This is a genomic window from Agrococcus sp. Ld7, from assembly GCF_045064095.1.
Lineage (GTDB): Bacteria > Actinomycetota > Actinomycetes > Actinomycetales > Microbacteriaceae > Agrococcus.
The window spans coordinates 138,392-164,595 of record NZ_JBISGY010000026.1 but is presented as its reverse complement, the minus strand read 5'-3'; the positions used below and the strand labels follow the sequence as shown (position 1 = coordinate 164,595).

Sequence of the window (26,204 nt, the reverse complement as noted above, 5' to 3'; positions counted from 1 at the left end):
GGTCAGACGCGCTCGCGTGTCGACTCGATGGAGGCGTCCTCGTCCTCGAGCTCCGCGGGCTCCTTCGCCGCTCGGCGCATCGCCATGACGGCCTCGACCGCCACCCACACGCTCGCCACGATGATGATCACGTCGAGCGCGAACAGCAGCCAGTCCTCGTTGCCGGGCGCCGTGAAGCTGAACAGCTGCTCGATCGCCGCCCAGAACGACAGCACGAACACGAGCACGAGCGGGATGAGCGCAGGCAGCGGGTTCCGCCGCTTGCGGATCAGCATCACGGCGATGATCGACAGCGACAGCGATGCCATCAGCTGGTTCGTGGTGCCGAACAGCGGCCAGATGCGCAGGCCGCCCTCGCCGCCGAGGCCCTGCGAGAAGGTCAGCCCGAGGCCCACGACCACGACGATCAGGGTCGCGGGGATCTTCCCGATCTTGACCTTCACGGCGTCGCCGATCTCCTGCACGATGAAGCGCAGCAGTCGCATGCCCGTATCCATGGTGGTGGCTGCGAACAGCACCGCCATGGTGGCGAGCACCGTCGCGCTCAGCGCTGCGGGGAGCCCCAGGCCGTTCTCCATCAGCGCACCGCCGCCCTGCACGAAGGCATTGACGCCGCCGGAGCCGAACGAGCTGTAGATCTCCTCCCATGCCGCGGTCGACTGGATGCCGCCGACGACGGCCAGGATCGTGCCGAGCGAGAGCATGCCCTCGCCGATGGCTCCGAAGTAGCCGACGAACCGGGCATCCGTCTCCTTGTCGAGCTGCTTCGACGTGGTGCCGGAGGAGACCATGCCGTGGAAGCCGGAGATGGCGCCGCACGCGATCGTGACGAACAGCAGCGGGATCATGCTCGGCGTGCCCTCAGGCAGGTTCATGTTGATCATCGGGGCGACGATGTCGGGCTTGGTCGCGCCGAACAGGGTGGCGATCACGACCGCACCGAACAGCAGGATGAGTCCGATGAAGAGCTGCACGCCGTTGATGTAGTCGCGCGGCTGCAGCAGCACCCAGACGGGCAGCAGCGATGCGATCGCGCCGTAGATGAACAGCGCGAGGATCCAGACGGTCGCCGGGCTCATGCCGAGGAACGACTCGGGCAGCACGACGGGCGTGGTGCTGCCGATGACGATCAGCCCGTAGAGCGCGATGACGCCGACGACCGTCACGGGGATGAGCGGCCACCGCATGCGGTAGACGGCCACGCCGACGAGCAGGGCGACGATGATCGCGCCCCAGGTCGGGATGACGGCGGTCGGCGTGCTGATCAGCAGGTTCTTGATCACCACGGCGAAGGCGGCGATCACCATCAGCAGCAGCAGGAAGATGACGATCAGGAACAGGTTCGCGCCGCGCTTGCCGATGTACCGGCCGGAGAGGGCTCCGATGGAGCGACCCTTGTTGCGCGTGGAGGCCCACAGCGTGCCGAGGTCGTGCATGCCGGCGAAGAACACGGTGCCGATCGTCACCCACAGCAGCGCGGGCAGCCAGCCCCAGATGACGGCGATGGCGGGGCCGACGATCGGGGCGGCGCCCGCGACCGAGGTGAAGTGGTGGCCCCAGAGGATGAACTTGTTCGTCGGCACGTAGTCGACGCCGTCCTGCAGCTCGTGCGCCGGCGTCCTGAAGGCCGGATCGAGCCGATACACCCGATTCGCCAGATACTTGGAGTAGATGAAGTAACCGGCGGCGAACATCGCCAGGCCGATCAACATGAGCACAAGGGAACCCATCGGACTCTCCCCTTCGTCGCGGATTGCGTCACTGCGTGACTGCGGCACCCCTGTTGGTGCATGCTATCGATCACCCTAGCGGCGCCTGAGCACCTCCAGAGGATTGACCGCGCCACCGGCGCAGTGTCGTCAGCCGACGGTCACCGAGACCGTGTGCCAGCCCTCCGCACCGTCCGGGACGACGGGGACGATGGCGCCGCTCTGCAGCTCGCCGGTCGCATCCGTGGCCCGCACCGAGAGCTCGTGCGCGCCGGCGGCGGCCTCCCACTCGTAGACCCACTGCACCCAGGTGTCCTCCGAGATCGCGGTGGCGAGCCGCGCCGGCTCCCACGCACCGCCGTCGACCTGCACCTCGACGCCGCGGATGCCGGTGGACTGCGCCCACGCGACGCCCGCCACGGCCACAGTGCCCGCGCTCGGCCTCATGCCGCGCGCCGGCACGTCGATGCGCGAGCCGATCTTGACGGGGCCGCGCTCCGACCATCCGCGGTCGGTCCAGTAGGCGGTGGAGCGCTCGAACGAGGTCACCTCCAGCTCGGTCACCCACTTCGTGGCCGACACGTAGCCGTAGAGGCCGGGCACGACCATCCGCACCGGGAACCCGTGCTCCGGCGGCAGCGGCTCGCCGTTCATGCCGACCGCCAGCATGCTGCTGCGGTCCTCCTCCAGCAGGATCTCGAGCGGCGTCCCGGCCGTGAAGCCGTCGACGCTGCGCGAGAGCACCATGTCGGCCCCAGCGAGCGGACCCGCCTGGGCGAGCAGCTCGCGGATGGGGTGGCCGAGCCAGACCGCGTTGCCGACGAGGTCGCCGCCGACCTCGTTCGAGACGCACAGGAGGGTGATGGTGGTCTCGGTGAGCGGCAGTGCGAGCAGCTCGTCGAACGTCAGCTCGATCTCGCGCTCGACCATCCCCGTCACCCGCAGGCGCCATTCGGATGGGTCGACGTTCGGCACGCGCAGCGCCGTGTCGATGCGGTAGAAGTCGGCATTGGGCGTGATGAGCGGCGTGAGCCCCTCGACGTCGAGCGACGCCGAGGCTGGGATCGGCGGCGCGGCGGTGGCCGGCCGGGGCAGCGAGATCGCCGCGCGCACGGCATCCACGGCGACGGTGGCAGCGTTGGCGAGGCGAGACCCGATGCCCACCACGATGGCGCCGGCGGCGGTGCCGCCGACGAGGAGCAGGAAGCCGCGGCGCGAGACGGCCGCTGCTGTCGCGGCCGGTCGACCCGAATCGACCCCGGCGCGCTGGAGCTGCGACGACCATGCTCGAAGGCGGCCGATGGTGAGGCGCAGCAGCATGCATGCACCCGCGGTGCCGATCACTGCGGGCACGGCGGAGAGTGCACTCGCCTCCGCACGCGTGACGACGGCGACGGTCGCCACCGCGCCGAGCACCGCCAGCGCGACCGTGCCCCACGGGGGTGCCGAGAGCTCGAGCCTCCCCGCTCCGGCAGCCACGACCGCGATGAGCACGATGAGCACACCGATCAGGAACGCCTTGTCGTTGATGCCGAACAGCGCGATCACCGCGTCCTTGACCGGCGGCGGCGCGAGGTCGATCACGAGCGACCCGACCGCGAGCAGCGGGCTGGCCTGCGGTGCCACCAGCAGCGCGGCGAGCTCGGCAAGGGCGAGCCCCGCGGCCCCGCTCGTCAACCCCGCGAGCAGCGACCAGAGCCACTTCCGCTGCGCGTGCACGTCCTCAGCGTACGCGCGGTGGTCGACCGAGCAGCCCGGACGCCCACTCCCGGGTGTGCGGGAGGCCTTGATCAGCATCGAGGGGTGACGCACCGTGCGAAGCGTCGTCGACATGTCCCCCGCACTCACCGCTGTGTTCTCGATGTTCACCCCCACAGGTCAGTGTTTTGACGCGATGAAGTAGACGTTGAACGGATCTGACTCCACAGTCTGCGTTTCGACGCGCCCGAATCCGGCTTCCCGCAGCATCCGGTCTGCCAGTTGCACTCCCCACGCCGCGCCAAGGCCATCGCCGCCCAGCCCGAGCGAGACGCTCATGCAGTGGAACGTTGACATGGCGTACAGGAACCCGCCCCACGGGACGTTGATGTTGTCTTCGACGTTGCTGGAGGCGTTGAACTCCACCATCAGCAGACGTCCGTCATCACGCAGTGCTGTGCGGATGTTCTCCAACACCGTGCCCGGGTGCGCCTGGTCGTGCACGGCGTCGAATGCAGTGATCAGGTCGTATCGGTCCACGGCCTGCAGTGTGGCGACATCGGACAGCGTGAAGTCAGCATTGGACAGCTGCATCTGGGTTGCCTCGGCCCGCGCCTGAGAGATCGCCGGCTCGGAGAAGTCATACCCGGTGAATCTGCTGTTCGGAAATGCTGCTGCCATCAGGTTGATGGCGCGCCCGCTGCCGCAACCGATGTCCGCGACGTCGATGCCGGCAGCCAAGCGTGACGGCAGTCCGGGAACCAGCGGCAGCACACCATGCACGAGGGCGGCATCGAAGACCGCGGCACTCACCTCGGACATGGTGCGGTGGAAGCGCGGATAGTCGCTGTAGGAGAGGCCACCGCCTGTGCGGAAGCGGTCGATGATGAGCTGCTCCACTTCACCCATCATCGCGATGTACTGCGTGATCAGCGCGATGTTGTTCGGGCCGGCGGCCCGAGTGAGAATCGCTGCGAAGTCGGACGGCAACGCGAATGTGCCCTCCGTCGGGTCATAGTCCACAATCCTCGCCGCAGTCATCCCGTGGAGCCATTCACGCACATAGCGCTCGTCGCATCCACTGACGGCGGCAATCTGCTCGCTTGAGGATGCGGGCAGATCCTTCATGCTGTCGAACAGGCCCGTCTGGTGCCCGACGCTGATGAGCAGGGCGGCAGCGGCGTCATTCAGGATGCCGATGCATCGAGGGATGCTGCGCACTGCCACGCCTTGCTCCGGCGCACGATCAATTTCTTGCTGCACCTGGGGGGTGGTCATGATGTTCTCCTTCGTCGAGCCCACAGCAGCTGTGGGGTCTCCCTCGACGGTAAGGATCTTCGGCAGCGGTCCGCGTCGGGCAAATGCTGTGCTCCGGCCAGCACCCCGTGGGTGATTTCATGCAGATGCCAACACTCGCTCCGACCAAGGTCGCAGCGCTCACCGGAGTGCAGCATCCGATCTCTGCCGTGGTGCATGCGCCCATGCCGCGGTGGCGGTGCGTCGCCCGCCCGATGCCGAGTCGGAGAGAGGCCCCATCCGTGTGATAGCAGGATGGGGCCTCTCCACGCACTTCCGGAGGTTCCCCCAGACGCGGCGACGACGACTCCAAGTCCCAGAAACCCTCAGTTTCCGGGGCTTTCGGTCGGTTCACCACATCGTTGACAGATCTGACCGGCGGTTTTCGGGGTGATTGTTGGCTGCTGAGTCGGGACATCGTTGACGGATCGGTGGTGGTGATCGTTGACCGGTGAGTCGCGACATCGTTGACACGGACGGCCGTGGACGATCGGTCATGAACTCTCCCGACAAGAACCTGGTGACCGTGCGGGCCGTGGTCGACCAGGGGCTGACCGTCGCGCAGGCAGCGGCTCGTTTCGGCGTCAGTCGCCGGTGGGTCCATGTCCTGCTCCGACGTTACGAGGCCGACGGCCGCGACGGCATAGCGCCGCGGAGCCGCGCTCGGCGCTCTCGCCCGGGCACGACCGTCGCTGCGGTGCGTGATCGGATCCTGGTCCTGCGTCGTCATCTGGCTGCTTCCGGCGCGGACGCGGGACCGGAGACGATCGCGTGGCATCTGCAGCAGGAAGGGCTGCGGGTGTCATCGAGCTCGACGATCCGACGGATCCTGCACGCCGAGGGTCTGATCGTCCCGGCACCGAACAAGCGACCCAAAGCGTCCTACATCCGCTTCGAAGCCGACCTGCCCAACGGCTGCTGGCAGGCCGACATCACCCACTGGTACCTGGCCGACGGCACCCGCGTGGAGATCCTCGACTTCCTCGACGACCATTCCCGCGATCTGCTCCACATCCGTGCCGCGGCCGCCTACAGCGGACCAATGGTGGTCGAGGCGCTGCAGTCGCTGATCGACGAGCACGGCGTGCCCGCGTCCACCCTGACCGACAACGGTCTGGTCTTCACCGCCCGCCTGGCCGGCCGCAAAGGTGGCCGCAACGGCTTCGAGCAACTCCTCCAGGCCCACCACATCGTGCAGAAGAACGGCCATCCCGGGCACCCCCAGACCCAGGGCAAGATCGAACGCTTCCACCAGACCCTGAAGCGCTGGCTCCGCGCCCGCCCACGGCCCGCGACCATCACCGACCTGCAAGCCCTGCTCGACCAGTTCGCGCACTGGTACAACCACCAACGACCCCACCGGTCGGTCGGCAGGCGCACCCCCGCGGCCGCGTACGCCGCGCTGCCCAAGGCCACGCCAGCAGCGACGACCGAGCCCGAATGGCGCGCCCGCACCGACAAGATCGCCGTCTCCGGCACCGTCTCGCTTCGCTACGCCGGCAAGCTCCGGCACCTGGGCATCGGCCGCGCCCACGCCGGACAGCCCGTCCTCATGCTCATCCACGATCGGCACGTGGTCACCAGCCTGGCCGAGACCGGGGAGGTCATCGCAGAACACCACATCGACCCGAACCGCGACTACCAACGCCCCACCCGACCACCGGCATGATCGTTGACCCGATGAGTCGCGACATCGACGACAACCCGCGCGAACCTACAGAAAAAGTCCCGAGCCGCGACACCGTGTCAACGATGTCGCGACTCAGGACAATTGTCGGGCTGACAGGATTTGAACCTGCGACCCCCTGACCCCCAGTCAGGTGCGCTACCAAGCTGCGCCACAGCCCGTCGATCTTGCGATCGAGGTGCCCGAAGGCAACCAACACAGACTAGCGCATCCAAGGACCGCGGGACGCCGTGTCAGCGACCCGAGCGGCGTCGCACGAAGTCGGCCAGATCGGCGGACTGCGCCACGCGCGATGGCTCGTGCACGTACATCATGTGGCCGGCCTCGTAGTAGCGGTGCTCGATGTTCTCGCGCAGCGATTCGGGGATCTGCAGGTGCGCGACCGAGTCCTCGGCGGCCGAGAAGGGGGTTGCGCCGTCGAACCAGCCGTAGGCGAAGTGCACCGCGAGGTGGGGGTTCTGCCGCATCGCGCGCGAGAGCTTGTCGATCACGTAGACCGGCGCGTTCTCGAATTCCTTGTAGCTCCACTGCTCGTTGACGTTCTTGCCGAATACATGGAACGGCCCGGTGTCGCGAACGCCCAGATCGTGATGCAGCGAGTGCTGGTAGGCCGCGGCGTACGGCCCCAGGATGGCGTCCATCGAGGGGTCCGCGTCCATGTGCTCGGCGATGCCGGCCGCCGCCGGCCCCGTGAAGCGCGAGTCGAGCCGGCCGACGCTCAGCCCCTGGTCGCGCAGCAGCTCGCCGAAGTAGCGCCAGTGCTCGATGCGCAGGTTCGCGCGATCCACGTACGACTCGGACAGGCCGGTCAGGCGCGCGACGGTGGCGATTGCCTCCGTCCGCTCCTCCGCCGTCAGCCGGGAGCCGCGCCCCAGCACGTACGGGTAGTCGCGAGCAGCGTAGGCGCGCGCCTCGTCGACCACGTCCTCGAGATCGCGGCCCTCGTGGAAGCCGTGCCGCCACGCGGTCGCGGCGTAGAAGGGCAGGTAGAGCGCGTGCGCGCGGTCGCCGCCGTGCGAGAAGCTGGCGGTCGAGAAGTCGAGCACACTCGAGATCATGAGCAGCCCGTTCAGGTACATCCCGAGCCCCTCCTGCAGGTGCTGGGCGAGACCCGCGGCACGCGTCGTGCCGTACGACTCCCCCGCCAGGAACTTCGGGCTCAGCCAGCGCCCCTCGGCGGTCACCCACTGGCGGATGATCTCGGCGACCGACTCGATGTCGGCGGTGAAGCCGTGGAAGTCCTTCGCCTTCCGCCCCTCGACCGGCCGCGAGCGCCCGGTCGACACCGGGTCGATGAACACCAGGTCGCTCACGGTCAGGAGGGACTCGGGATTGTCCACCACCGCGTACGGCGGCGGGGCGAGCTCCCCCGCATCGCCCATCACCACGCGCCTGGGGCCCAGCACGCCCATGTGCAGCCAGATGCTCGCCGAGCCCGGCCCACCGTTGAACGCGAAGGTCACCGGCCTCGTCGTCGGGTCAGCGTCGTCGAGCGTGTACGACGTGATCGCGACCTGCGCGCGTGCCTTCCTGCCGCGGAAGACGTCGTCCTCGACCTGCTCCTCCCACAGCACCACTCGTCCCGCGCGGGCCGTGTAGGCCAGCTCGCCGTCGGGCGTCGTCAGCGTGTGCTGCGTGGTGACGAGCTCATCGGTGACCGACGGCTCAGCATCGGTCGTCGCGGGGCTGGTGGTCTCGGTCGCAGCGTCATCACTCACGGGAGCGACCCTACGCGAGCCCTCAGACGCGCTCGATGATCATCGCGGACGCCATGCCCCCGCCGACGCACAGCGACACGAGCGCACGCTGCTGATCGCGCCGCTCGAGCTCGTCGAGCGCCGTGCCGATGAGCATCGCTCCCGTCGCGCCCAGCGGGTGGCCCATCGCGATCGCACCGCCCGAGACGTTGGTCCGCTCCGGGTCGACGCCCGTCTCGCGCAGCCAGTGGAGCACGACGGATGCGAACGCCTCGTTGATCTCGTACAGGTCGATGTCTCCGTGGCCGAGCCCGGCACGCGCCAGCACCTTCTCGGTCGCGGCGACGGGCCCGGTGAGCATCAGGGTCGGGTCGGAGCCGATCGAGGTCGCCGCGACGATTCGCGCGCGCGGCGCCAGTCCGAGCGACGATGCCGACGCCTCGCTGCCGACCACCACGACCCCGGCGCCATCGACGATCCCGGAGGAGTTGCCGGCCGTGTGCACGTGCTCGAGCCGCTCGATCTCCGGGTGCGCGCGTCGCACGACCGCATCGAATCCCGACGCCCCGAGGCCCGCGAATGCGGGTGCCAGGCCGGCGAGCGCCTCAGCTGTCGTGCCGGGGCGCGGGTGCTCGTCGCGATCCAGCAGCAGCATGCCGTCCGGGGTGGACACCGGGACGATCGAGCGCGAGAAGCGGCCCCGATCCCAGGCATCGGCGGCGCGCTGCTGCGACTGCACCGCGTACGCGTCGACGTCCGCGCGCGAGAAGCCGTCCTTCGTGGCGATCGCGTCGGCGCTCACGCCCTGCGGGATCAGGCTCCACGGCACCATGTTCGCCGGGTCGATCGCGTAGGGCCCGCCGTCGGCGCCCAGCGGCACGCGCGACATCGACTCGACGCCGCCCGCGACGATGAGCTCGTCGAAGCCCGCCGCCACCCGACCGGCGGCGGCCGTCACGGCGTCCAGACCGGATGCGCAGTAGCGGTTGACCTGCATGCCGGGCACCGAGTCGGGCAGCCCGGCGGCATGCACGGCGGCGCGCGCGAGCACACCGCCTTGCTCACCGACGGCGGAGACCGTGCCCAGCACCACGTCGTCGATGCGATCGGCGGCGATCCCACGGCCCGCGAGCGCGCCGAGCAGGCCGCCGGCGAGCTGCACGGGATGCACCTCTGCGAGCGCGCCGCGACGGCGGCCGCGCGGCGTGCGCAGGGCGTCCAGGATGAAGGCGTCAGCCATGGTGACCTCCGAGGTCCGTCGTCTCTACTGCGTGGAGGAGTCGCCCGCTGCCCACGACCGCGCGTCGCGGGGGTGTGCGCACGAGCGCATCCATTGCGTGCTCGGCGTCGACCAGCACCAGGTCGGCGCGCGCTCCCGGCACCACGTCGTGCACGTCGCGGCCGACGAAGGCCGCGGCGTCGCGCGTGGCGAGCTCCACCACCCGCCGCAGGTCCTCGTCGCGCACGAGCGATGACGCGCGGGCGAACTGCCGCGCGATGGCGAGGGTGTCGCCGTCGCCGTAGGGGCTCCACAGGTCTCGGATGCCGTCGGTGCCGAACGCGAACGCCACCCCCGCAGCGTCGAGCTCTGCCATCGGCAGCTGCGGCAGGCGCAGCGGCGCAACCGTCGTGAACGTGATGGCGAGCTCGCCCATGGCCTGCAGCAGGTCGCGCCGACGCGCCTCGGGCAGCTGCGCGATCGCGAAGCCGTGCGCGATGTTCACGCGTCCCGTGAGCTGCAGCCGCTCGGTCCGCTCGAGGATGAGCTCGAGCTGGAAAGCGCCGAGCGCCGCTTCGTCGTGCAGGTGGATGTCGATGCCGACGCCGTGGCGCTCGGCGAGACGCAAGATGCCGTCGAGCTGCCCGACGGGATCGCGGTCGATCGAGGCCGGGTCGAGTCCGCCGACGTGGTCGGCGCCCGCGGCCGCTGCGGCGTCGAGCAGTTCGAGCACGCCGGGCCGGCGCAGCACCCCGTCCTGCGGGAAGGCGACGATGGTCGCCTCGATCGCGCCGTCGTAGGCGGCGATCGCTTCGCGCACCGCGGCGATGCCCTCCAGGCGCACGCCGAGATCCACGTCGACGTGGGTGCGCATCACTGTGGAGCCGTGCCGCACGTGCGCGTCCAGCACGGCGGCCGTGCGCTCGACGCTCGGGATGCCCAGCTCGTCGCGCCGGGCGCGCTCATGCCGGATGCGCCCGTCCGTGCCGCCGTCTCCCCCGTACGGCTGCCACGGCAGTCCGAGCCACGACTTGTCGACGTGCGCATGCGCATTGACGATCGACGGCAGGGCGAGCAGGCCGCCACCGTCGAGCGTGTCGCCGCGCAGCGCACCGTCTTCGTGCGGGGTGATAGCGGCGATGCGGTCGCCGTCGAATGCCACATCGACCGCGGGGTCGCCGCCTGCCGCGGTCCACAGTCGCACGTTCGTCACACCAGCGAGCCTGCGCATGCTCATCGCTCCTTGATGGCGCGCTCGATGCGGCCGGTGAAGCTGACGACGCGGTCGAGCAGCGCCTCCGATCTGGAGGCGAGCCGGTCCGTGGTCAGCAGATGGGGTGGTCCGGTGCGGATGATGTGCGAGCAGTCGAGCGCCTCGCACATGTAGGTGCCGACGGAGCTGCCGGTGTGACCGTCGAGGTCGGCGAGCCGGGCGCTGAACATGCGCACCTGGGTCGCGGGCTGCGTGGAGTGACACATCGAGCACATGGCGGCGATCCCGGAGCGCAGCCCGCCCGGCGCGCCGCGCAGCACGACTCCGACGAGCTGATCGCTGCGCCAGTGCGCCAGGTAGCCGAGCCTGGTGAAGCGCGGATCGCGCCAGCCGAGGAACTCGCGTTCGTCCCAGATGGTCTCGTGCAGACCCGGCATCGGCAGCTGCTCGAGCTCGCGTCGCGTCGCGTTCACGAAGCACTCCCGCAGCTCGGTCTCTGTCACCTCGCGCATGCTTCGACGCTACCGGATCCGAGCATGGGAGAGCCCTCCCGCCGCATGGCGACTGCCAGCGAAGGAGGGTTTGCCGCCGCCGGGCTTCCACCCAGGAGAGTCCCGGCGGCGGCAAGTCTGTGTCACACGGGCTGCAGCTGCCGTGCCTTCGCCAGCTGGTCGGCCATGTGCTCGATGACGCGGATGACCTGCGACGAGTAGCCGTACTCGTTGTCGTACCAGACGTAGAGCACCAGGTGCTTGCCGGTCGCGATGGTCGCGAGGCCATCGACGATGCCCGCGCGGTTGTTGCCGACGAAATCCGTCGAGACCACTTCAGCCGAGTCGGTGAAGTCGATCTGCGCCCGCAGCGCGCCCGTGAGCGAGGTCTGGCGCAGCAGCTCGTTGACCGCCTCGCGGTCGACCGGCTGCTCGAGGTTCAGGTTCAGGATCGCCATCGACACGTTGGGCGTCGGCACGCGGATCGCATTGCCGGTCAGCTTGCCCTCGAGCTCTGGCAGCGCCTTCGCGACCGCCTTCGCGGCCCCCGTCTCGGTGAGCACCATGTTGAGCGCCGCCGAGCGGCCGCGGCGGGACCCCTTGTGGAAGTTGTCGATCAGGTTCTGATCGTTCGTGTACGAGTGGACCGTCTCGACGTGTCCGTGCTCGATGCCGTACGCGTCGTTGATGACCTGGAGCACGGGCGTGATCGCGTTCGTCGTGCAGGATGCGGCCGTCACGATCGCGTCATCCGCGCCGATCGTCTCGTGGTTGACGCCGAACACGATGTTCTTCAGCGGGCTCTTGCCCGGCGCGGTCAGCACGACCCGCTCGACGCCCGGGCGGGCAAGATGCTGGGCGAGCCCGGCCTCGTCGCGCCAGCGACCGGTGTTGTCGACGACGATCGCCCGCTGGATGCCGTACTCCGTGTAGTCGACCACGGTGGGGTCGTCGGAGTAGATGACCTGAATGAGCGTGCCGTTCGCGAGGATGGTGTTCTGCTCGCGGTCGATGTCGATCGTGCCGAGGAAGGCGCCGTGGACGGAGTCGCGGCGCAGCAGGCTCGCCCGCTTCTCCAGGTCGTCCTCGCCGTTCTTCCGCACGACGATCGCCCGCAGGCGCAGCCCGAGGCCGCTGCCGGCGTGGCCGATGAGGATGCGGGCGAGCAGTCGCCCGATGCGACCGAAGCCGTAGAGCACGACATCGGTGGGCTCGTCCTGCGACCACGACGGGAGCTCCGCCAGCTGCTGCCGCACTCGGGCCTCGAAGCCCTCGGCGGGCGCGTCGGCGAGCAGCAGGCCGAGGTCCAGCGAGACACCGCGCAGGTCAACCTCGTCGGCGATGCGCAGCACCATCATCGTGTCCTCGACGTCCAGCACGCCCTCGCCGATGCGGCGAGCCCACTTGTGCGCCTTGAGGATGTCGATGGGCGACTGGTTCACCAGCTTCTTGCCGTGCACGTGGGTGACGACGTCGCGCTCCCGGTAGAGGCGGCCGATGATCGGCACGGCCTGCTCGGCAAGGGCGACGCGGTCGAGCCACGCCTGATGGGCGCTGTCGACGGGCAGAGAGTCTTGGTTTGGCACATCTTCACGATAGGCAAGCGGATGCCTGCCTGCCGGTCCGAACGCGTGTCAGGTTGCCCTCAACGTGACAGCGGTGAAAGATCCAGCGAACTTTCCCGGAGACCGCTCAGGACACGTACGCCTTGCCGAGCTTCCAGTAGCCGGTGAACGTGATGCGCCGCTTGTCCACGCCGCGGTCACGCACGAGGTGGCGTCGCGTGCCCGTCGCGAGCAGCTGCTCCCCCGCGGAGTACGCGTAGCCGAGGTCTTCGGCGAGCCGGAGGCCGCGCAGCTCCTCGAGCGCCGCGTCGCCCGCTCGAGCCTCGCCGCGCTCGATCCACCGCACGTCCACCCCGTCCGGGCGCCGGATCGGCTGGATGTCGTCCCGATGGCCGACCTCGATCAGCGCGACGCCACGCACCGTGGGCTCGAGCGACCCGCAGATGCCGGCGATGGCGGGCATGGCGGATTCGTCACCGACGAGCAGCACATCGCCGGGGCGTCCGTCATCGTTGTAGAGCAGGCCCTCGTCGAGCAGCACCGCGCGCTCGCCCCGCTGGGCGCGCTCAGCCCACGCGGCGCCGGGGCCAGGGTCCTCGTGGCAGACGAAGTCAATGTCGAGTTCTCCGGCATCCAGACGCACGTCGCGCACCGTGTAGTTGCGCACCCAGGGGCGACTCGATGCCGACATCGCCAGGTACTGCGGAAACCACGTGCTCGGGCTCTTCGGCACGCGCAGGCTCTCCTGGCCCTCTCGGCGCATGAAGAAGCGGAACCACTGGTCGAAGCCCTGCGGCGTCATGGCCGAGACCTCGTCCCCGCCCAGCGTCACGCGGCGCAGATGCGGCGACAGCTGCTGGTTCGCGCGCACCTCGAGCTCGATGAACTTCGGTGCGACCGCGGCAACGCGCTCGGGTCCCGCCATCTGCATCCTCCGTCAGGGTGTCGCTCGCTTCCAGGTGAGGCAAGCCTTACCTGACCAATGTAGCAAGGCGGACGGCGCGGCGCACCCGCGTAGCATCGAGGACGATGCACCTCTCTCCCGCACGAAGGCTCCTGGCGCTGTTCACCCTCGCCCTCGGCGGCTTCGGCATCGGCACGACCGAGTTCGCCACCATGGGCATCCTGCCGCTCGCAGCGACTGAGCTCGTGCCCGGCTTCGAGGCCGACCCCGCAACCGGGATCGCGCACGCGGGTTGGATGATCTCTGCATACGCGCTCGGCGTCGTCGTGGGGGCGCCGCTCGTCTCCGTCTGGGCGGCTCGGATGTCGCAGCGCACCCTCGTGCTGCTGCTCGTCGCCGGCTTCACCGTCGCGAACCTCGCCAGCGGCCTCATGCCCACCTTCGAGCTCACGATGCTGGCCCGCTTCGTCTCCGGGCTCCCGCACGGCGCGTACTTCGGTGTCGCCTCCCTGCTGGCGGCGCGCATCATGGGCCCCGGGAGGCAGGGCGCGGGCGTCGCGCTGGCGCTGTCCGGCCTCACGATCGCGAACATCATCGGCGTGCCGCTCGGCACCTGGCTCGGTCAGGCTGCCGGCTGGCGCTGGACGTACGTCGCCGTCGCGATCATCTTCCTGACGACCCTCGCCCTCGCGTGGCTCGTGCTGCCCCACGTGCCCGGCGACCCGACCAGGAGCGCGAAGCGCGAGCTGCGCGCCTTCCGCAGCCCGAAGCTGTGGCTGATGGTCGCGGTGGGCTGCATCGGCTTCGGGGGCTTCTTCGCGGTCTACTCCTACGCCGCCGAGATCGTCACGCGCGTGGCGGGCCTGCCACAGTCGGCGATCGCGTGGCTGCTCGCGACGATCGGCATCGGCATGACCGTGGGCAACGTGATCGGCGGATGGGCGGCCGATCGCAGCCTGCGGCGCACGATCCTCTTCGGGTTCCCGGTCTACATCGCGGCGCTGGCACTGTTCGCGGTGCTCGGCTCGCAGCCCGTCGCCATGTTCGCGCTCGCCTTCCTCATCGGTGGCGCCGGCTCGGTGCTGAATCCGGCCATCCAGGCACGCATCATGCGCATCGCGGGCGACGCAGAGCTGCTGGGTGCCGCCACCAATCACGCGGCGTTCAACGTCGGCAATGCGCTCGGCGCGGCGCTCGGCGGCGCCGTCATCGCGGCCGGCTTCGGCTACCTCGCGCCCGCCTGGATCGGCGTGGCGCTCGCGGCCGCGGGCTTTGGGCTGGCGCTGTGGAGCCTTGCCGTCGACCGCGGCCCAGACACCGCGGCGCACTCCGTCATCGCGACCGTGCTGGGGCCCACCACCGCCGGCATCGAGGTGGTCGACCATGCACGCGACTGATCGGACTGCGGATGCCGACGCCACGGCGCAGTCGAGGGAGGCGGCGGTCGGCGGCGAGTGGGCGACGATGCTCTGGGACGACCCGATCACGCTCCAGCCCTACGTCGTGCGCGTGCTGATGCGTCGCTTCGGCTACAGCCGCGCGCGAGCGCACGAGCTCATGGCGCTTGCCGAGCGGGATGGGCGCACGGCCGTCGCCCACGGCGCGCGCGAGGAGCAGGAGATGCACGTGGCTGGCCTGCACGCCGATGGCCTGATCGCCACGCTCGAGCGAGTGTCGGCGTGAAGGCCTGGCGGCGGGATGGCGCCGGGGCGAGGTGCGCGATGCTGCCCGACGAGGCCGACATGCTCGCGAACCTCGGGCGACAGGTCGTGGGGCTCCATCGTGCCGTCATCGATCGGCGTGCTGCGCTCGACGATCCGGTGATGGAGCGCCTCTACCCGAGCGCGTACGGCAGCGTCGAGGACGCCGCGGAGTTCCGCCGGCTGGCGGCCGGCGACATCGCGAGCGCGCGCATCCAGACCATGATGCGCATGGTCGTCGACCTGGAGACGGCGCTGCCCACCGAGGGTGACGACCGCGACGACGCCGAGCTGCAGATCAGCGTCGATGTGGAGGGTGCAGAGGCGTGGCTGCGGTCGCTCGGCGAGGTGCGGCTGGTACTCCACGTGCGCACGACACAGCCCCGATCGGCGCTCGCCCCCGATGTCACCGACGAGGACATCGCACAGCTGGGCGACGTGATCGACTGGCTGGGCTTCGCGCAGTCGACGCTGCTGGAGGCGCTCGAGTAGTTCGCGCGTCGTCGCTGCCGCGGCGCAGTGGAAGAATCGCAGCATGAGGTTCTTGTCGATCCAGTCGCACGTCGCCTACGGGCACGTCGGCAACTCCGCCGCCGTCTTCCCCCTGCAGCGCATGGGGCACGAGGTGTGGCCCGTGCTCACCGTCAACTTCTCGAATCACACGGGCTATGGCGCGTGGGGCGGGCCGGCCATCCCCGCCGCCGATGTGCGCGCCGTCGTGGCCGGCATCGCCGACCGCGGCGTGCTCGGCACCGTCGACGGTGTGCTCTCCGGCTACCTGGGCGGTGAGGACATCGTGGATGTGGTGGTGGATGCCGTGACGCGCGTGAAAGCGGAGAACCCTGCCGCCACATTCACGTGCGACCCCGTGATGGGGAACGCGAACTCCGGCTGCTTCGTGGCCCCGACCATCCCGCCGCTGATCCGCGAGAAGGTCGTGCCGCACGCCGACATCATCACGCCGAACCAGTTCGAGCTCGGCTACATGACCCACACCGAGCCCGAGACGCTCGACGCCACACTCGAATCGGCCGATCGCGCGCGCGACCTCGGCCCCCGCTCGGTGCTCGTGACGAGCGTGCTGCGCCCCGACCGGGAGGCGCTCGAGGACGGCACCGACACGATCGAGATGCTCGCGGTCGACGACGCGGGCGCGTGGATCGTGCAGACGCCGCGGCTGCCGATCAAGGCGAACGGATCTGGCGACGTCACGAGCGCGCTGTTCACCGCGCACTACCGGGTGACGGGCTCGGTTGCGACGGCGCTCGAGCGCACCGCGTCGAGCGTGTTCGACCTGCTGCAGCTGACGATCGATTCGGGCGAGCGCGAGCTGCGCATCGTGCAGGCGCAGGATGCGTTCGCGAACCCGCGCATGCAGTTCAGCGCGCGCCAGGTGCGCTAGCGCGATCTCGTGACGCGCACGACTTTGCCGCGCGCTCCTCGATCGACGAGCATTCGTAGGTCGAGGAGGATGCGGCGCAGCCGCAGCCGTCACGAGACCGGAACCGCCGCACGCGCTCGATCTCGTGACGCGCACGGCTTTGCCGCGCGCTCCTCGATCGACGAGCATTCGTAGGTCGAGGAGGATGCGGCGCAGCCGCAGCCGTCACGAGACCGGTCGCACCGCGCGGGCGATCTCGTGACGCGCACGGCCTTGCCGCGCGCTCCTCGACCAACGGCAGTGAGCCTACGTGCGGCGGGTGCGCTTCTCGCGCACGCGCATGTTCACGACGATCGGCGAGCCCTCGAAGCCGTAGTCCTCGCGCAGGCGGCGCTGGATGAAGCGGCGGTACTGCGGGTCGAGGAATCCGGTCGTGAACAGCACGAAGGTCGGCGGCCGGGTCGACGCCTGCGTCGCGAACAGGATGCGCGGCTGCTTGCCGCCCCGCAGCGGGTGCGGGTGCGCGGCGGTCAGCTCGGCGATGAAGCCGTTGAGCTTGCCGGTCGGGATGCGCGTGTCCCACGCGTCGAGCGCAGTCTCCAGCGCAGGCACGAGCTTCTCGAGGTGCCGACCCGTGCGAGCCGAGATGTTCACGCGCGGCGCCCAGTCGACGTGCGCCAGATCCTTCTCGATCTCGCGCTCGAGATAGCGGCGGCGCTCGTCGTCGAGCTGATCCCACTTGTTGAACGCCAGCACGAGCGCGCGGCCGGACTCGAGCACGAGGTCGATGATGCGCACATCCTGCTCGCTGAGCGGCTCGGTGACGTCGAGCAGCACGACGGCGACCTCCGCCTTCTCGAGCGCCGCCTGCGTACGCAGCGTCGCGTAGAAGTCGGCGCCCTGCTGCAGGTGCACCCGGCGACGGATGCCGGCGGTGTCGACGAAGCGCCACACGCGGCCGCCGAGCTCGATCTGCTCGTCGATCGGGTCGCGCGTGGTGCCCGCGACCTCGTTGACGACCACGCGCTCCTCCCCCGCCGCCTTGTTCAGCAGGCTCGACTTGCCCACGTTCGGGCGACCCAGCAGCGCGACCCGACGGGGCCCGCCGAGCTCCTCCTTCGCGACGGCAGAGATCTCGGGCAGCGCCTCCATGGCGATGTCGAGCATGTCGGCGACGCCGCGTCCGTGCACGGCCGAGACCGGCAGCGGCTCACCGAGCCCGAGGCTCCAGAGCGACGAGGCCTCCAGGTCGCGGCGCGCATCGTCGGCCTTGTTCGCGACCAGGATGACCGGCCGGTTCGACTGCCGCAGCATCCGCACGACGTGCTCGTCGGTGGAGGTCGGGCCGACGTTCACATCGACGACGAACAGCACGGCGTCGGCGAGCTCGATCGCGATCTCCGCCTGCTGCGCAACGGAGCGGTCGATGCCGCGGGCATCCGGCTCCCAGCCGCCCGTGTCGACGATCGTGAACCTCCGGCCCGCCCACTCGGCCTTGTAGGAGACGCGATCGCGCGTGACGCCCGGGGTGTCCTCCACGACCGCCTCACGGCGGCCGAGGATGCGGTTCACGAGCGCGGACTTGCCGACGTTCGGGCGGCCCACGATCGCGAGCACCGGCAGCGCCGGCAGGATCCGGATGGCGTCGGGATCGAACTCCTCGAGCTCCAGCAGCGCGGCGTCCTCGTCGTCGAGCTCGTAGCCCGCGAGTCCTGCGCGCAGCGCGTTGACGCGCGCCTCGTCGGTCTCGAAGTCGATCTGCTCGACCTCGACGTCGCCGGTCGTGTCCGGCTCGACGCCGTCCGGCTCGAAGCCGTCGTCGGTGGTGTCCGGCTCGATGCCGTGCTGGTCAGTCATGGTGCTCCTCGGTCGCAAGACGGACGATGGCGTCAACCGTCTCGTCGAAGGTCAGGTCGGTGGAATCGACGACCGTCACGCCCTCTGCGGCGTTGAGGAAGTCGACCACCCGGGAATCGGAGGCGTCACGAGCCGCGAGGCTCGCACCCACCTGGTTCGCGTCTCCACCGACATCGCCGAAGCGGCGCCGGATGCGCACGGCCTCGTCGGCGGTCAGCAGCACGCGCACGTCGGCATCGGGCGCGACGACGGTGGTGATGTCGCGTCCCTCGGCAACGATGCCGGGGTCCGCGTCCGCGATGATCTCGCGGAATCGCACGTTGACGGCCTCGCGGGCCGCGAGCGTGCGTGCGACGCCGGAGACCGCGCCGGAGATGCGCTCGCTGCGGATCGGCTCGGTGACATCGGTGCCGTCGATCGCGACGTGCTCGCCGGCAGCATCGACCGTGAGCTCGAGCGACTGCAGCGCGCTCAGGCTGCCGATCACGGTGGCCTCGTCGTCGGTGTCGCCGCCGCGCTCGAGGATCAGCCAGGTGAGCGCGCGGTAGGCGGCACCGGTGTCCAGGAACTGGAAGCCGAGCGCGCGCGCGACGGCACGCGCCACGGACGACTTCCCGCTGCCGGCGGGGCCGTCGATCGCGATCACGGTGCCGCGGCCTGGAGGCGTTGCGCCACTCATGCGACCACCTGCCAGCCGAGCCGCTCCAGCGTCTCGTGCAGGTGCACGACAGCCTCCGGCAGCAGCGTGATCTCGGCGACGCCGAACTGCGCGCCCTCCGCGTGCTCGAGCCGCAGATCCTCGAGGTTGACGCCCGCATCGCCGATGTCGGCCAGCAGCCGGGCGAGCTGCCCGGGGCGGTCGTCGACGCGCACCTGCACGGGCGTGAAGCGCGTGTGGGTGCCGTGCTTGCCCGGCAGGCGCGACACGCCCTCGTTGCCGGCGCGCAGCGCATCCGCGACCGCCTTCCGGTTGCCGGGTGCGTCCGGGGCGTCGAGCGCATCGACGAGCGCCTGCAGGTCGAGCTGCATCGCGCGCAGCTGCTCGACCACGGCCGGCGCGTTGGCGCTGAGGATCTGGATCCAGAGCGAGGGGTCGCTCGCCGCGACGCGCGTCACGTCGCGCACACCGCCGCCGGCGAGCCGCAGCGCCTCATCGGGCGCGTCAGCCAGGCGCGCAGCCATGAGCGAGGAGACGAGCTGCGGCACGTGGCTCACGATCGCGACGGCACGGTCGTGCTCGTCGGGCGTCGACTCGATCGGCACGCCGCCGAGATCCAGGATCAGGTCGTCGATGAGGCTGCCGCGGTCGTAGGAGATGTCGTCGTGGCCGGCGATCACCCAGGGCCTGCCGACGAACAGGTCGCCGGCGCCGGCGATCGCGCCGCTCTTCTCCCGCCCCGCCATCGGGTGGGTGCCGAGGTAGCGGCTCACGTCGGCGCCAAGCTCGCGCAGCTGCGCGAGCGGCACGGCCTTGACGGATGCGACGTCGGTGACCACGGCATCCGGGTACGCCGCGAGCTGCGCGGCCACGACCTGCGCGGTGACATCCGGCGGCACCGCCACGACGATGAGCTCCGGGGCGTCGCCGGGCGCGGCCAGGCGGCCCGCGCCGTAGTCGGCGGCGAGTCGCATCGCGGTCGGCGAGGCGTCGTCGAGCTGCACCTCGACGCCGCGGGCGACGAGCCCGAGGCCGATGGAGGTGCCGAGCAGACCCGTGCCGACGATGCGGACAGGCCCGCGCAGTCGGTGAGTCACGAGCGCTCCTTCAGCTACGGCGCCGGCCTCGAGAGCGTGAGGAGGGCACCGCGCTCCATCGTACTGAGTTCGCGCACGCGGCCCGACCGGAGGGTGCCGAGGTGGAGCGGCCCGAACGAGCGCCGGACGAGCTCGACCACCGGGTGGTCGACGTGCTCGAGCATCCGCCGCACGATGCGGTTGCGGCCGGAGTGCAGGGTGAGCTCGACCATCGAGAAGCCTCCCGACGGCGTGCCGATGATGCGTGCGGCGTCGGCGTGGATCTCGCCGTCCTCGAGCTCGAATCCGGCGAGCAGCACGCGGATGACGCGCTGGTCGACACGGCCGCGCACCTTGGCGACATACGTCTTCTCGACACCGAAGGATGGATGCGCGAGCACGTGCGCGAGATCCCCGTCGTTCGTGAGGATGAGCAGGCCGGAGGTGTCGGCGTCCAGGCGGCCGACGTTGTAGACGCGCTCCGAGATGTCGGCGACGAACTCGCGCAGGTCGGGGCGGCCGCGCTCGTCCGACATGGTCGAGACGACGCCGGTCGGCTTGTTGAGCATCAGGTAGCGCTTCGTGGTGTCGAGCTGCACCGCGGTGCCGTCGACCGTCACCATGGCATCGGGGTGGATGCGTGAGCCGAGCTCCGTGACGACGCGGCCGTCGACCGTGATGCGGCCGGCGACGATCATGTCCTCCACCGCACGTCGGCTCGCGACCCCGGCTGCGGCGAGCACCTTCTGGAGCCGCTCCCCCTCGCTGCTTGCGTCACTCATGCGAACACATCCTCTTCCCCATCGGGCAGCAGCGGCGAGATCGGCGGCAGCTCGTCGAGCGAGTTGAGGCCGAGCTGGGTGAGCAGCAGCTCCGTGGTCTCGTAGTTGATGGCGCCGGTCTCGGAGTCGGCGAAGGCCTCGCGGATGAGCCCGCGGCTGAGCAGCGTGCGCACCACAGAGTCGACGTTGACGGCGCGGATGGCCGCGACGGCGCCGCGCGTGATCGGCTGCTTGTAGGCGATCACGGCGAGCGTCTCGAGGGCGGCCTGCGACAGCTTCGTGGGCGTCTGCGTGAGCACGAAGTCTGCGGCGTCGGTGTCGTAGGCGGCGCGCACGTAGATGCGCCATCCGCCGCCCACCTCTCGCAGTTCGAAGCCGCGCTCTGGGCCCGCGGGCCGGTTGCCGACGGCCACACCGTCGTAGTCGTCGCGAAGCGCCTCGATCGCGGCCTTGACTGCCTTGACGGGGGCTCGCAGCGCGGTCGCGAGGTGCACGGCACCCTGCGGCTCGTCGGCGACCATCAGGATGGCCTCGATGCGGCGCTCGAGCTGCAGGTGCGAGCGGTCCTCGGGCGCGGGCGTGTCGGCGGCGGGCTCGTTCACCTCGGCCTTCGCGGCATCCGTCTCATGCATGGTCATAGTCTGCCCCCAAGCTCACGAGGTCCTCGTCGCGGAAGTCGTGGCCGGTCCAGCTGATGGAGAGCTCACCGAGCGGCTCGAACTGCTCGAACGTGATGGCCGCGTGGCGGTAGAGCTCGAGCACGGCGAGGAAGCGCGCCACGATCACCCCGCGCGTCGCCTCCCCCGCGATGAGCTCGCGGAAGGTGGTGGTGCCCTTCGATCGCAGCGACGCGACGATGTGCGCCGCCTGCTCGCGGATCGACACGAGCGGCGCGTGCAGGTGCGTGAGGCCGAGCGTCGGCACCTCTTTCGGCGTCATCGCCAGCAGCGCGAGCGCCGCGAAGTCGTCGGCCGAGAGCGTCCACTTGAGCTCGGGCGTGCGCTGCCGGAATCGATCCTCGAGCCGCACCGAGCGCGCGTGACGGCTCGACTCCTCGCCGATGCGCTCGGCCGCCCAGAGCGCCGCCTGCTTGAAGGCGCGGTACTGCAGCAGGCGGGCGAACAGCAGGTCGCGCGCCTCCAGCAGCGCCACATCCTGGCTGTCGACGACGTCGCCCGCGGGCAGCAGCGAGGCGATCTTGAGGTCGAGCAGCGTCGCGGCGACCACGATGAACTCGCTCGCCTGCTCGAGCTCCTCGTGGGTGTCGAGCGTGCGCACGTACGCGATGAACTCGTTCGTGACGCGCGAGAGGGCGATCTCTGTCACATCCATCGACCGGTTGCCGATCAGCGTCAGCAGCAGGTCGAAGGGGCCGTCGAAGTTGTCGAGCGCGAGGCGGAAGCCGCTCTGGTCGCCGGTGCCGTCTGCCTCGACCGGCGTGTCGGTGCCGTGCTGCGGCACCGCGTCAGGAGACGACGCGGCGTCGGTAGACACAGCGCCGATCAGGCGATCGCGCCGCGCGCGATCAGCTCGCGCGCGAGCTGGCGGTGCACCTCGGCGGCCGCGTGCTCGGGGGCGAACTGCGTCACCGGCACCCCGGCAACGGATGCGTCGGGGAACTTCACGGTGCGGCGCACCACGGTGTGCAGGACGGTGTCGCCGAATGCCTGCACGACGCGGTCCATGACCTCACGGGCGTGCAGCGTGCGGGAGTCGAACATCGTCACGAGGATGCCGTCGAGCTCGAGCGCCGGGTTCAGGCGGTCCTGCACCTTCTCGATCGTCTCCTTGAGCAGGGCGACCCCGCGGAGCGCGAAGAACTCGCTCTCGAGCGGGATGAGCACACCGTGTGCGGCGGTGAGCGCGTTGACGGTGAGCAGGCCGAGCGAGGGCTGGCAGTCGATGAGGATGAGGTCGTAGTCGTCGGAGACCCGGCGCAGCACGCGCGCGAGGATCTGCTCGCGCGCGACCTCATTGACGAGGTGCACCTCGGCGGCGGAGAGGTCGATGTTGGCGGGGATGACGTCCAGGCCCTCGACGCTCGTGCCCTGAATGGCCTCGCGTGGGTCGAGCTTCGGGTTGAGCAGCAGGTCGTAAATGGTGGTGGAGTCGTGATTGTCGACGCCGAGGCCGGCGCTCAGCGCACCCTGCGGGTCGAAGTCGATCGCCAGCACCCGCCGGCCGTACTCGGCCACGGCGGCACCCAGGTTGATCGACGTGGTGGTCTTGCCGACGCCGCCCTTCTGGTTGCACATCGTGATGATGCGCGCCGGGCCGTGGCTCTTCAGTGGCTCTGGCATCGCGAAGTCGCGCTCGGGACGCCCGGTCGGCCCGAGCGCGGGCGCCTCCATGCCGGCCAGGGTCTCGGTGCTGTTGCTCACGCCCCCGAGTCTAGGAACTCGCACCAACTTCCCGGGGAGCCCGGTGCGGCGTGTATCTCAACCTCTAGTTGAGGCTCGGCCGCCGCCTGCCGCCCGTCGAGGAGCCCCTGCCGCCCGTCGAGGAGCCCCGAAGGGGCGTCACGAGACGAAGCCCGCCAGCCACCGAGCGGGTCAGCTCCAGGGAAAGATCCCCGAGTACGCATTGAGCGCTGGCTGCCCGCCGAGGTGCGCATAGAGCACCGTCGAGTCGCGCGCGATCTCGCCCGAGCGCACCAGGTCGATGAGCCCCGCCATCGACTTGCCCTCGTACACCGGGTCGATGATCATCGCCTCGGTCCTGCCCGAAGTCAGGATCGCATCCACCGTCGACTCCACCGGGATCCCGTAGAGGTCACCCGCCCAGCCTTCGAGCACGGTGATCTCGTCGTCGCGGAGCTCGCGCTCCAGGCCGATCAGCTGTGCCGTGTGGCGCGCGATGCGCTCCACCTGCGCGCGGGTCTTCTCGATGGTGGCGGATGCGTCGATGCCGAGCACGCGCCTCGGCCGCCCACCGGCATCTTCGAGCGCCGCGAACCCGGCGATCATGCCGGCGTGTGTCGAGCCGGTCACGGTGCAGACGACGATCGTGTCGAAGAAGATCCCGAGCTCGCGCTCCTGCTCGACCACCTCGTAGGCCCAGTTCGCGAAGCCGAGACCGCCGAGCTTGTGCTCGCTGGCACCGGCCGGGATCCCGTAGGGCGTGCCGCCCGCGGCTTGGACCTCCGCGAGCGCCTCCTCCCATGATGAGCGGATGCCGATGTCGAAGCCCGCCGGATCGAGCCGGCTGTCTGCGCCCATGATGCGCGAGAGCAGCAGGTTGCCGACCTTGTCGTTGACGGAGTCGTCCCAGTCGACCCACTGCTCCTGCACCAGGCGGCACTTCAGGCCCAGCTTCGCCGCGACCGCCGCGACCTGGCGCGTGTGATTGGACTGGTAGCCGCCGATCGACACCAGCGTGTCAGCACCGGAGGCGAGGACGTCGGGCACGATGTACTCGAGCTTGCGCGTCTTGTTGCCGCCGAACGCAAGGCCGGAGTTCACGTCCTCGCGCTTCGCCCACAACTCGGCGCCACCCAGGTGCTTCGTGAGGTTCTCGAGCTTGTGCACGGGGCTCGGCCCGAACGTCAGCGGATAGCGGGCGAAATCGGTGATGGCCATAGCCGACCCTAACCCGGCAGCCAGGGCAGGCTGGTCCGCGCCGGCGGACGCCTGCGCGACCGCTACGTCCGCCGACCGCTCACCGCCGTCGCTCATCGGGCCCGCGGGTGCGCCGTCGTGTACATGTCGCGGAGGGTGTCGGCTGTGATGTGCGTGTAGATCTGCGTCGTCGCCACCGAAGCGTGCCCGAGCAGCTCCTGCACCACGCGCACATCCGCCCCACCCTCGAGCAGGTGCGTTGCGAACGAGTGGCGGAAGGTGTGCGGCGACACGTGCGGGATGCCCGCCTCCTCGGCAACGCGCTGGATGATCTCCCACGCCGCCTGGCGGCTGAGCCTGCCCCCGCGAGCGCCGAGCAGCAGCGCCGGGCCGCCGCGACCCTTCGCCGCGAGCGCCGCCCTCCCTCGCACGAGCCACGCATCCACCGCCGTCCTGGCGTAGGAGCCCACGGGCACGAGCCGCTGCTTCGCGCCCTTGCCGGTCACGCGGATGAGCCCGTGCTCCTCGAGCGACGACACGTCGTCGACGTCCAGCGCGATCAGCTCCGAGATGCGCGCGCCGGTGGCGTAGAGCAGCTCGAGCAGGGCATGGTCGCGCAGCCGCGCCGGATCGACCGCTGCGCCGTCACTCGTCCTGCCCTCGGTCGGGGTCGCGACGACACCCGGGGCATCCCCGCCCGCGACCTCCAGCAGCCGCTGCATCTGCGACACCGAGATCGCCTTCGGCAGTCGCTGCGGCAGCTTCGGCGGCCGCTGGTCCTTCGCGATATCTTCGCTCGCGACACGCTCGTCCACGAGCCAGCGGTGCAGCGCCTTCACCGCCGACAGGTGCCGCGCGACCGACGAGGCTGCGAGCCCGCGGTCGGCGAGCGCACTGCGGAACGCTGCGACGTCCTCACCCGAGATCGCCGACGCATCCGCGACGCTCCGCTCCTCGAGCACGGCGAGGTAGCCCGAGAGGTCGCGCCGATAGGCAGCGACGGTGTGCTGCGACAGGCCGCGCTCGATCGCGAGCTGCCGCAGCAACCGCTCGACGGCCTGCTGCGGAGTCACTCCCCCGGTCTCGGTTCGGTCCGTTGCCGCGACGCGGGGTGCCAGTCGAACGGCAGCTCGGCCGAATGCGCGGCGGCACCCGCCGTGCGCAGCTGCGTGAGCGCGAGCATCGCCGACAGCAGCGTCGCGTTGTGCAGCCGCATGCTCGCCGCGGCCTCCAGGATCTCGCCGAGCGGCACCCAGCGGCGCTCCATCTCGGCCTCCTCCGCCTCTCGCTCGAAGGCCTCCGGCAGCTCGCGCACGCCCGTGGCGAGATAGACCCGGATCCATTCGGTCGAGCCACCGCCGCTGGTGGAGACGTCGATGAGGCTCTGCCAGGTGTCGGCCTCCAGGTCGACCTCCTCGGCGAGCTCGCGCTGCGCGCCGACGAGCGGGCTCTCGCCATCGACGTCGAGCAGTCCGGCCGGCAGCTCCCACAGCGTGCCGCCGGCGGGATGCCGGTACTGGTGCACGAGCATCACCTCGTCCGCGTCGTTCAGCGCCACCACCGCGACGGCGCCCGGGTGCACGATCACCTCGCGTCGGATGCGGGCACCGCCGAGCTCGAACTCCTGTGCCTCGACATCCCAGACCCGCCCGTCGAAGAGCCGCTCACGGGCCAGCACGGGCTGCGCGCCGAGCGTGTCCTCGATCATCGCGGC

At 70.2% G+C, this 26,204-nt stretch carries 24 protein-coding genes and 1 tRNA gene; 5 read left to right on the top strand and 20 right to left on the bottom strand.

The features are described 5' to 3' along the window. Positions 1-2: 2 nt before the first annotated feature. From ACJJVL_RS05605 to ACJJVL_RS05595, 3 genes are all read right to left on the bottom strand, one after another. Positions 3-1,730, bottom strand: a complete 1,728-nt coding sequence (locus tag ACJJVL_RS05605) for a carbon starvation protein A (RefSeq protein ID WP_405217352.1) — start codon at positions 1,728-1,730, stop codon at positions 3-5. A 129-nt stretch (positions 1,731-1,859) separates the two neighbouring features. After that, the gene (locus ACJJVL_RS05600; protein ID WP_405217351.1) at positions 1,860-3,428 is read right to left on the bottom strand and encodes a molybdopterin-dependent oxidoreductase; all 1,569 of its coding nucleotides are present in this window, start codon (positions 3,426-3,428) and stop codon (positions 1,860-1,862) included. Positions 3,429-3,587: 159 nt separating this feature from the next. After that, positions 3,588-4,685 (bottom strand): methyltransferase domain-containing protein, encoded by a 1,098-nt coding sequence (locus ACJJVL_RS05595; protein ID WP_405217350.1) that lies wholly within the window; start codon positions 4,683-4,685, stop codon positions 3,588-3,590. A 514-nt stretch (positions 4,686-5,199) separates the two neighbouring features. On the opposite strand from ACJJVL_RS05595, the gene ACJJVL_RS05590 reads away from it, so the two are divergent. Continuing rightward, a complete protein-coding gene (locus ACJJVL_RS05590; protein WP_405217349.1) occupies positions 5,200-6,372 on the top strand; it encodes an IS481 family transposase in 1,173 nt (390 codons plus the stop codon). Positions 6,373-6,477: 105 nt separating this feature from the next. Here ACJJVL_RS05590 and ACJJVL_RS05585 read toward each other — a convergent pair. The 7 genes from ACJJVL_RS05585 to ACJJVL_RS05555 form a co-directional block, all read right to left on the bottom strand. Next, positions 6,478-6,551, bottom strand: a tRNA-Pro gene (locus ACJJVL_RS05585). 72 nt (positions 6,552-6,623) lie between these two features. Further along, on the bottom strand, positions 6,624-8,108 hold the full coding sequence (locus ACJJVL_RS05580; RefSeq protein ID WP_405217348.1) for a S10 family peptidase: 1,485 nt from the start codon (positions 8,106-8,108) through the stop codon (positions 6,624-6,626). A 22-nt stretch (positions 8,109-8,130) separates the two neighbouring features. Then, positions 8,131-9,327 (bottom strand): acetyl-CoA C-acetyltransferase, encoded by a 1,197-nt coding sequence (locus ACJJVL_RS05575; RefSeq protein WP_405217347.1) that lies wholly within the window; start codon positions 9,325-9,327, stop codon positions 8,131-8,133. Beyond that, positions 9,320-10,537 carry an amidohydrolase family protein gene (locus tag ACJJVL_RS05570; RefSeq protein WP_405217346.1) on the bottom strand — a complete coding sequence of 406 codons (1,218 nt, stop codon included), beginning with the start codon at positions 10,535-10,537 and terminating at the stop codon, positions 9,320-9,322. Before ACJJVL_RS05570 ends, ACJJVL_RS05575 begins: the two co-directional genes overlap by 8 nt. Positions 10,538-10,539: 2 nt before the next feature. Further along, positions 10,540-11,031, bottom strand: coding sequence for an FBP domain-containing protein (locus ACJJVL_RS05565; RefSeq protein ID WP_405217344.1), 492 nt, complete (start codon positions 11,029-11,031; stop codon positions 10,540-10,542). 122 nt (positions 11,032-11,153) lie between these two features. After that, on the bottom strand, positions 11,154-12,596 hold the full coding sequence (locus ACJJVL_RS05560) for a glyceraldehyde-3-phosphate dehydrogenase (RefSeq protein ID WP_405217343.1): 1,443 nt from the start codon (positions 12,594-12,596) through the stop codon (positions 11,154-11,156). A 106-nt stretch (positions 12,597-12,702) separates the two neighbouring features. Continuing rightward, a complete protein-coding gene (locus ACJJVL_RS05555) occupies positions 12,703-13,500 on the bottom strand; it encodes a siderophore-interacting protein (RefSeq protein ID WP_405217341.1) in 798 nt (265 codons plus the stop codon). A 104-nt stretch (positions 13,501-13,604) separates the two neighbouring features. Between ACJJVL_RS05555 and ACJJVL_RS05550 the strand changes: the two genes are divergently transcribed. Genes ACJJVL_RS05550 through pdxY form a run of 4 tightly spaced genes read left to right on the top strand, consistent with a single transcriptional unit; the run spans position 13,605 to position 16,581 of the window. Further along, entirely contained in the window at positions 13,605-14,876 is a 1,272-nt protein-coding gene (locus tag ACJJVL_RS05550; RefSeq protein WP_405217339.1) for an MFS transporter, read from the top strand. Continuing rightward, complete coding sequence (locus ACJJVL_RS05545; protein ID WP_405217337.1) at positions 14,863-15,162, top strand: ATP-dependent Clp protease adaptor ClpS; 300 nt, start codon at positions 14,863-14,865, stop codon at positions 15,160-15,162. Before ACJJVL_RS05550 ends, ACJJVL_RS05545 begins: the two co-directional genes overlap by 14 nt. Before the next feature lie 38 nt (positions 15,163-15,200). Continuing rightward, the gene (locus tag ACJJVL_RS05540; RefSeq protein ID WP_405217335.1) at positions 15,201-15,671 is read left to right on the top strand and encodes a DUF2017 family protein; all 471 of its coding nucleotides are present in this window, start codon (positions 15,201-15,203) and stop codon (positions 15,669-15,671) included. A 43-nt stretch (positions 15,672-15,714) separates the two neighbouring features. After that, positions 15,715-16,581: a pyridoxal kinase PdxY gene (gene pdxY / locus ACJJVL_RS05535; RefSeq protein WP_405217334.1), complete on the top strand. Its 867-nt coding sequence runs from the start codon at positions 15,715-15,717 to the stop codon at positions 16,579-16,581. A gap of 285 nt (positions 16,582-16,866) precedes the next feature. On the opposite strand, the gene der is transcribed toward pdxY, so the two are convergent. The 10 genes from der to ACJJVL_RS05485 all read right to left on the bottom strand — a co-directional run bounded on the left by der (position 16,867) and on the right by ACJJVL_RS05485 (position 26,198). Then, positions 16,867-18,417, bottom strand: a complete 1,551-nt coding sequence (gene der / locus ACJJVL_RS05530; protein WP_405217333.1) for a ribosome biogenesis GTPase Der — start codon at positions 18,415-18,417, stop codon at positions 16,867-16,869. Further along, entirely contained in the window at positions 18,410-19,096 is a 687-nt protein-coding gene (gene cmk, locus ACJJVL_RS05525) for a (d)CMP kinase (protein WP_405217331.1), read from the bottom strand. The genes der and cmk overlap by 8 nt, the downstream gene beginning before the upstream one ends. Continuing rightward, complete coding sequence (locus ACJJVL_RS05520) at positions 19,093-20,172, bottom strand: prephenate dehydrogenase (protein ID WP_405217329.1); 1,080 nt, start codon at positions 20,170-20,172, stop codon at positions 19,093-19,095. Before ACJJVL_RS05520 ends, cmk begins: the two co-directional genes overlap by 4 nt. Before the next feature lie 14 nt (positions 20,173-20,186). Next, entirely contained in the window at positions 20,187-20,933 is a 747-nt protein-coding gene (locus ACJJVL_RS05515) for a pseudouridine synthase (protein ID WP_405217327.1), read from the bottom strand. Next, positions 20,930-21,571 carry an SMC-Scp complex subunit ScpB gene (gene scpB, locus ACJJVL_RS05510; RefSeq protein ID WP_405217326.1) on the bottom strand — a complete coding sequence of 214 codons (642 nt, stop codon included), beginning with the start codon at positions 21,569-21,571 and terminating at the stop codon, positions 20,930-20,932. The genes ACJJVL_RS05515 and scpB overlap by 4 nt, the downstream gene beginning before the upstream one ends. After that, on the bottom strand, positions 21,558-22,394 hold the full coding sequence (locus ACJJVL_RS05505) for a segregation and condensation protein A (protein WP_405217325.1): 837 nt from the start codon (positions 22,392-22,394) through the stop codon (positions 21,558-21,560). The genes scpB and ACJJVL_RS05505 overlap by 14 nt, the downstream gene beginning before the upstream one ends. A gap of 41 nt (positions 22,395-22,435) precedes the next feature. Further along, positions 22,436-23,284, bottom strand: a complete 849-nt coding sequence (locus tag ACJJVL_RS05500) for a ParA family protein (RefSeq protein WP_405217516.1) — start codon at positions 23,282-23,284, stop codon at positions 22,436-22,438. 201 nt (positions 23,285-23,485) lie between these two features. Then, positions 23,486-24,511: a 1-aminocyclopropane-1-carboxylate deaminase gene (locus ACJJVL_RS05495; protein ID WP_405217324.1), complete on the bottom strand. Its 1,026-nt coding sequence runs from the start codon at positions 24,509-24,511 to the stop codon at positions 23,486-23,488. A gap of 92 nt (positions 24,512-24,603) precedes the next feature. Beyond that, the gene (locus ACJJVL_RS05490; protein ID WP_405217323.1) at positions 24,604-25,563 is read right to left on the bottom strand and encodes a site-specific tyrosine recombinase XerD; all 960 of its coding nucleotides are present in this window, start codon (positions 25,561-25,563) and stop codon (positions 24,604-24,606) included. Then, positions 25,560-26,198 (bottom strand): NUDIX domain-containing protein, encoded by a 639-nt coding sequence (locus tag ACJJVL_RS05485; RefSeq protein ID WP_405217322.1) that lies wholly within the window; start codon positions 26,196-26,198, stop codon positions 25,560-25,562. The genes ACJJVL_RS05490 and ACJJVL_RS05485 overlap by 4 nt, the downstream gene beginning before the upstream one ends. Positions 26,199-26,204: the final 6 nt, after the last annotated feature.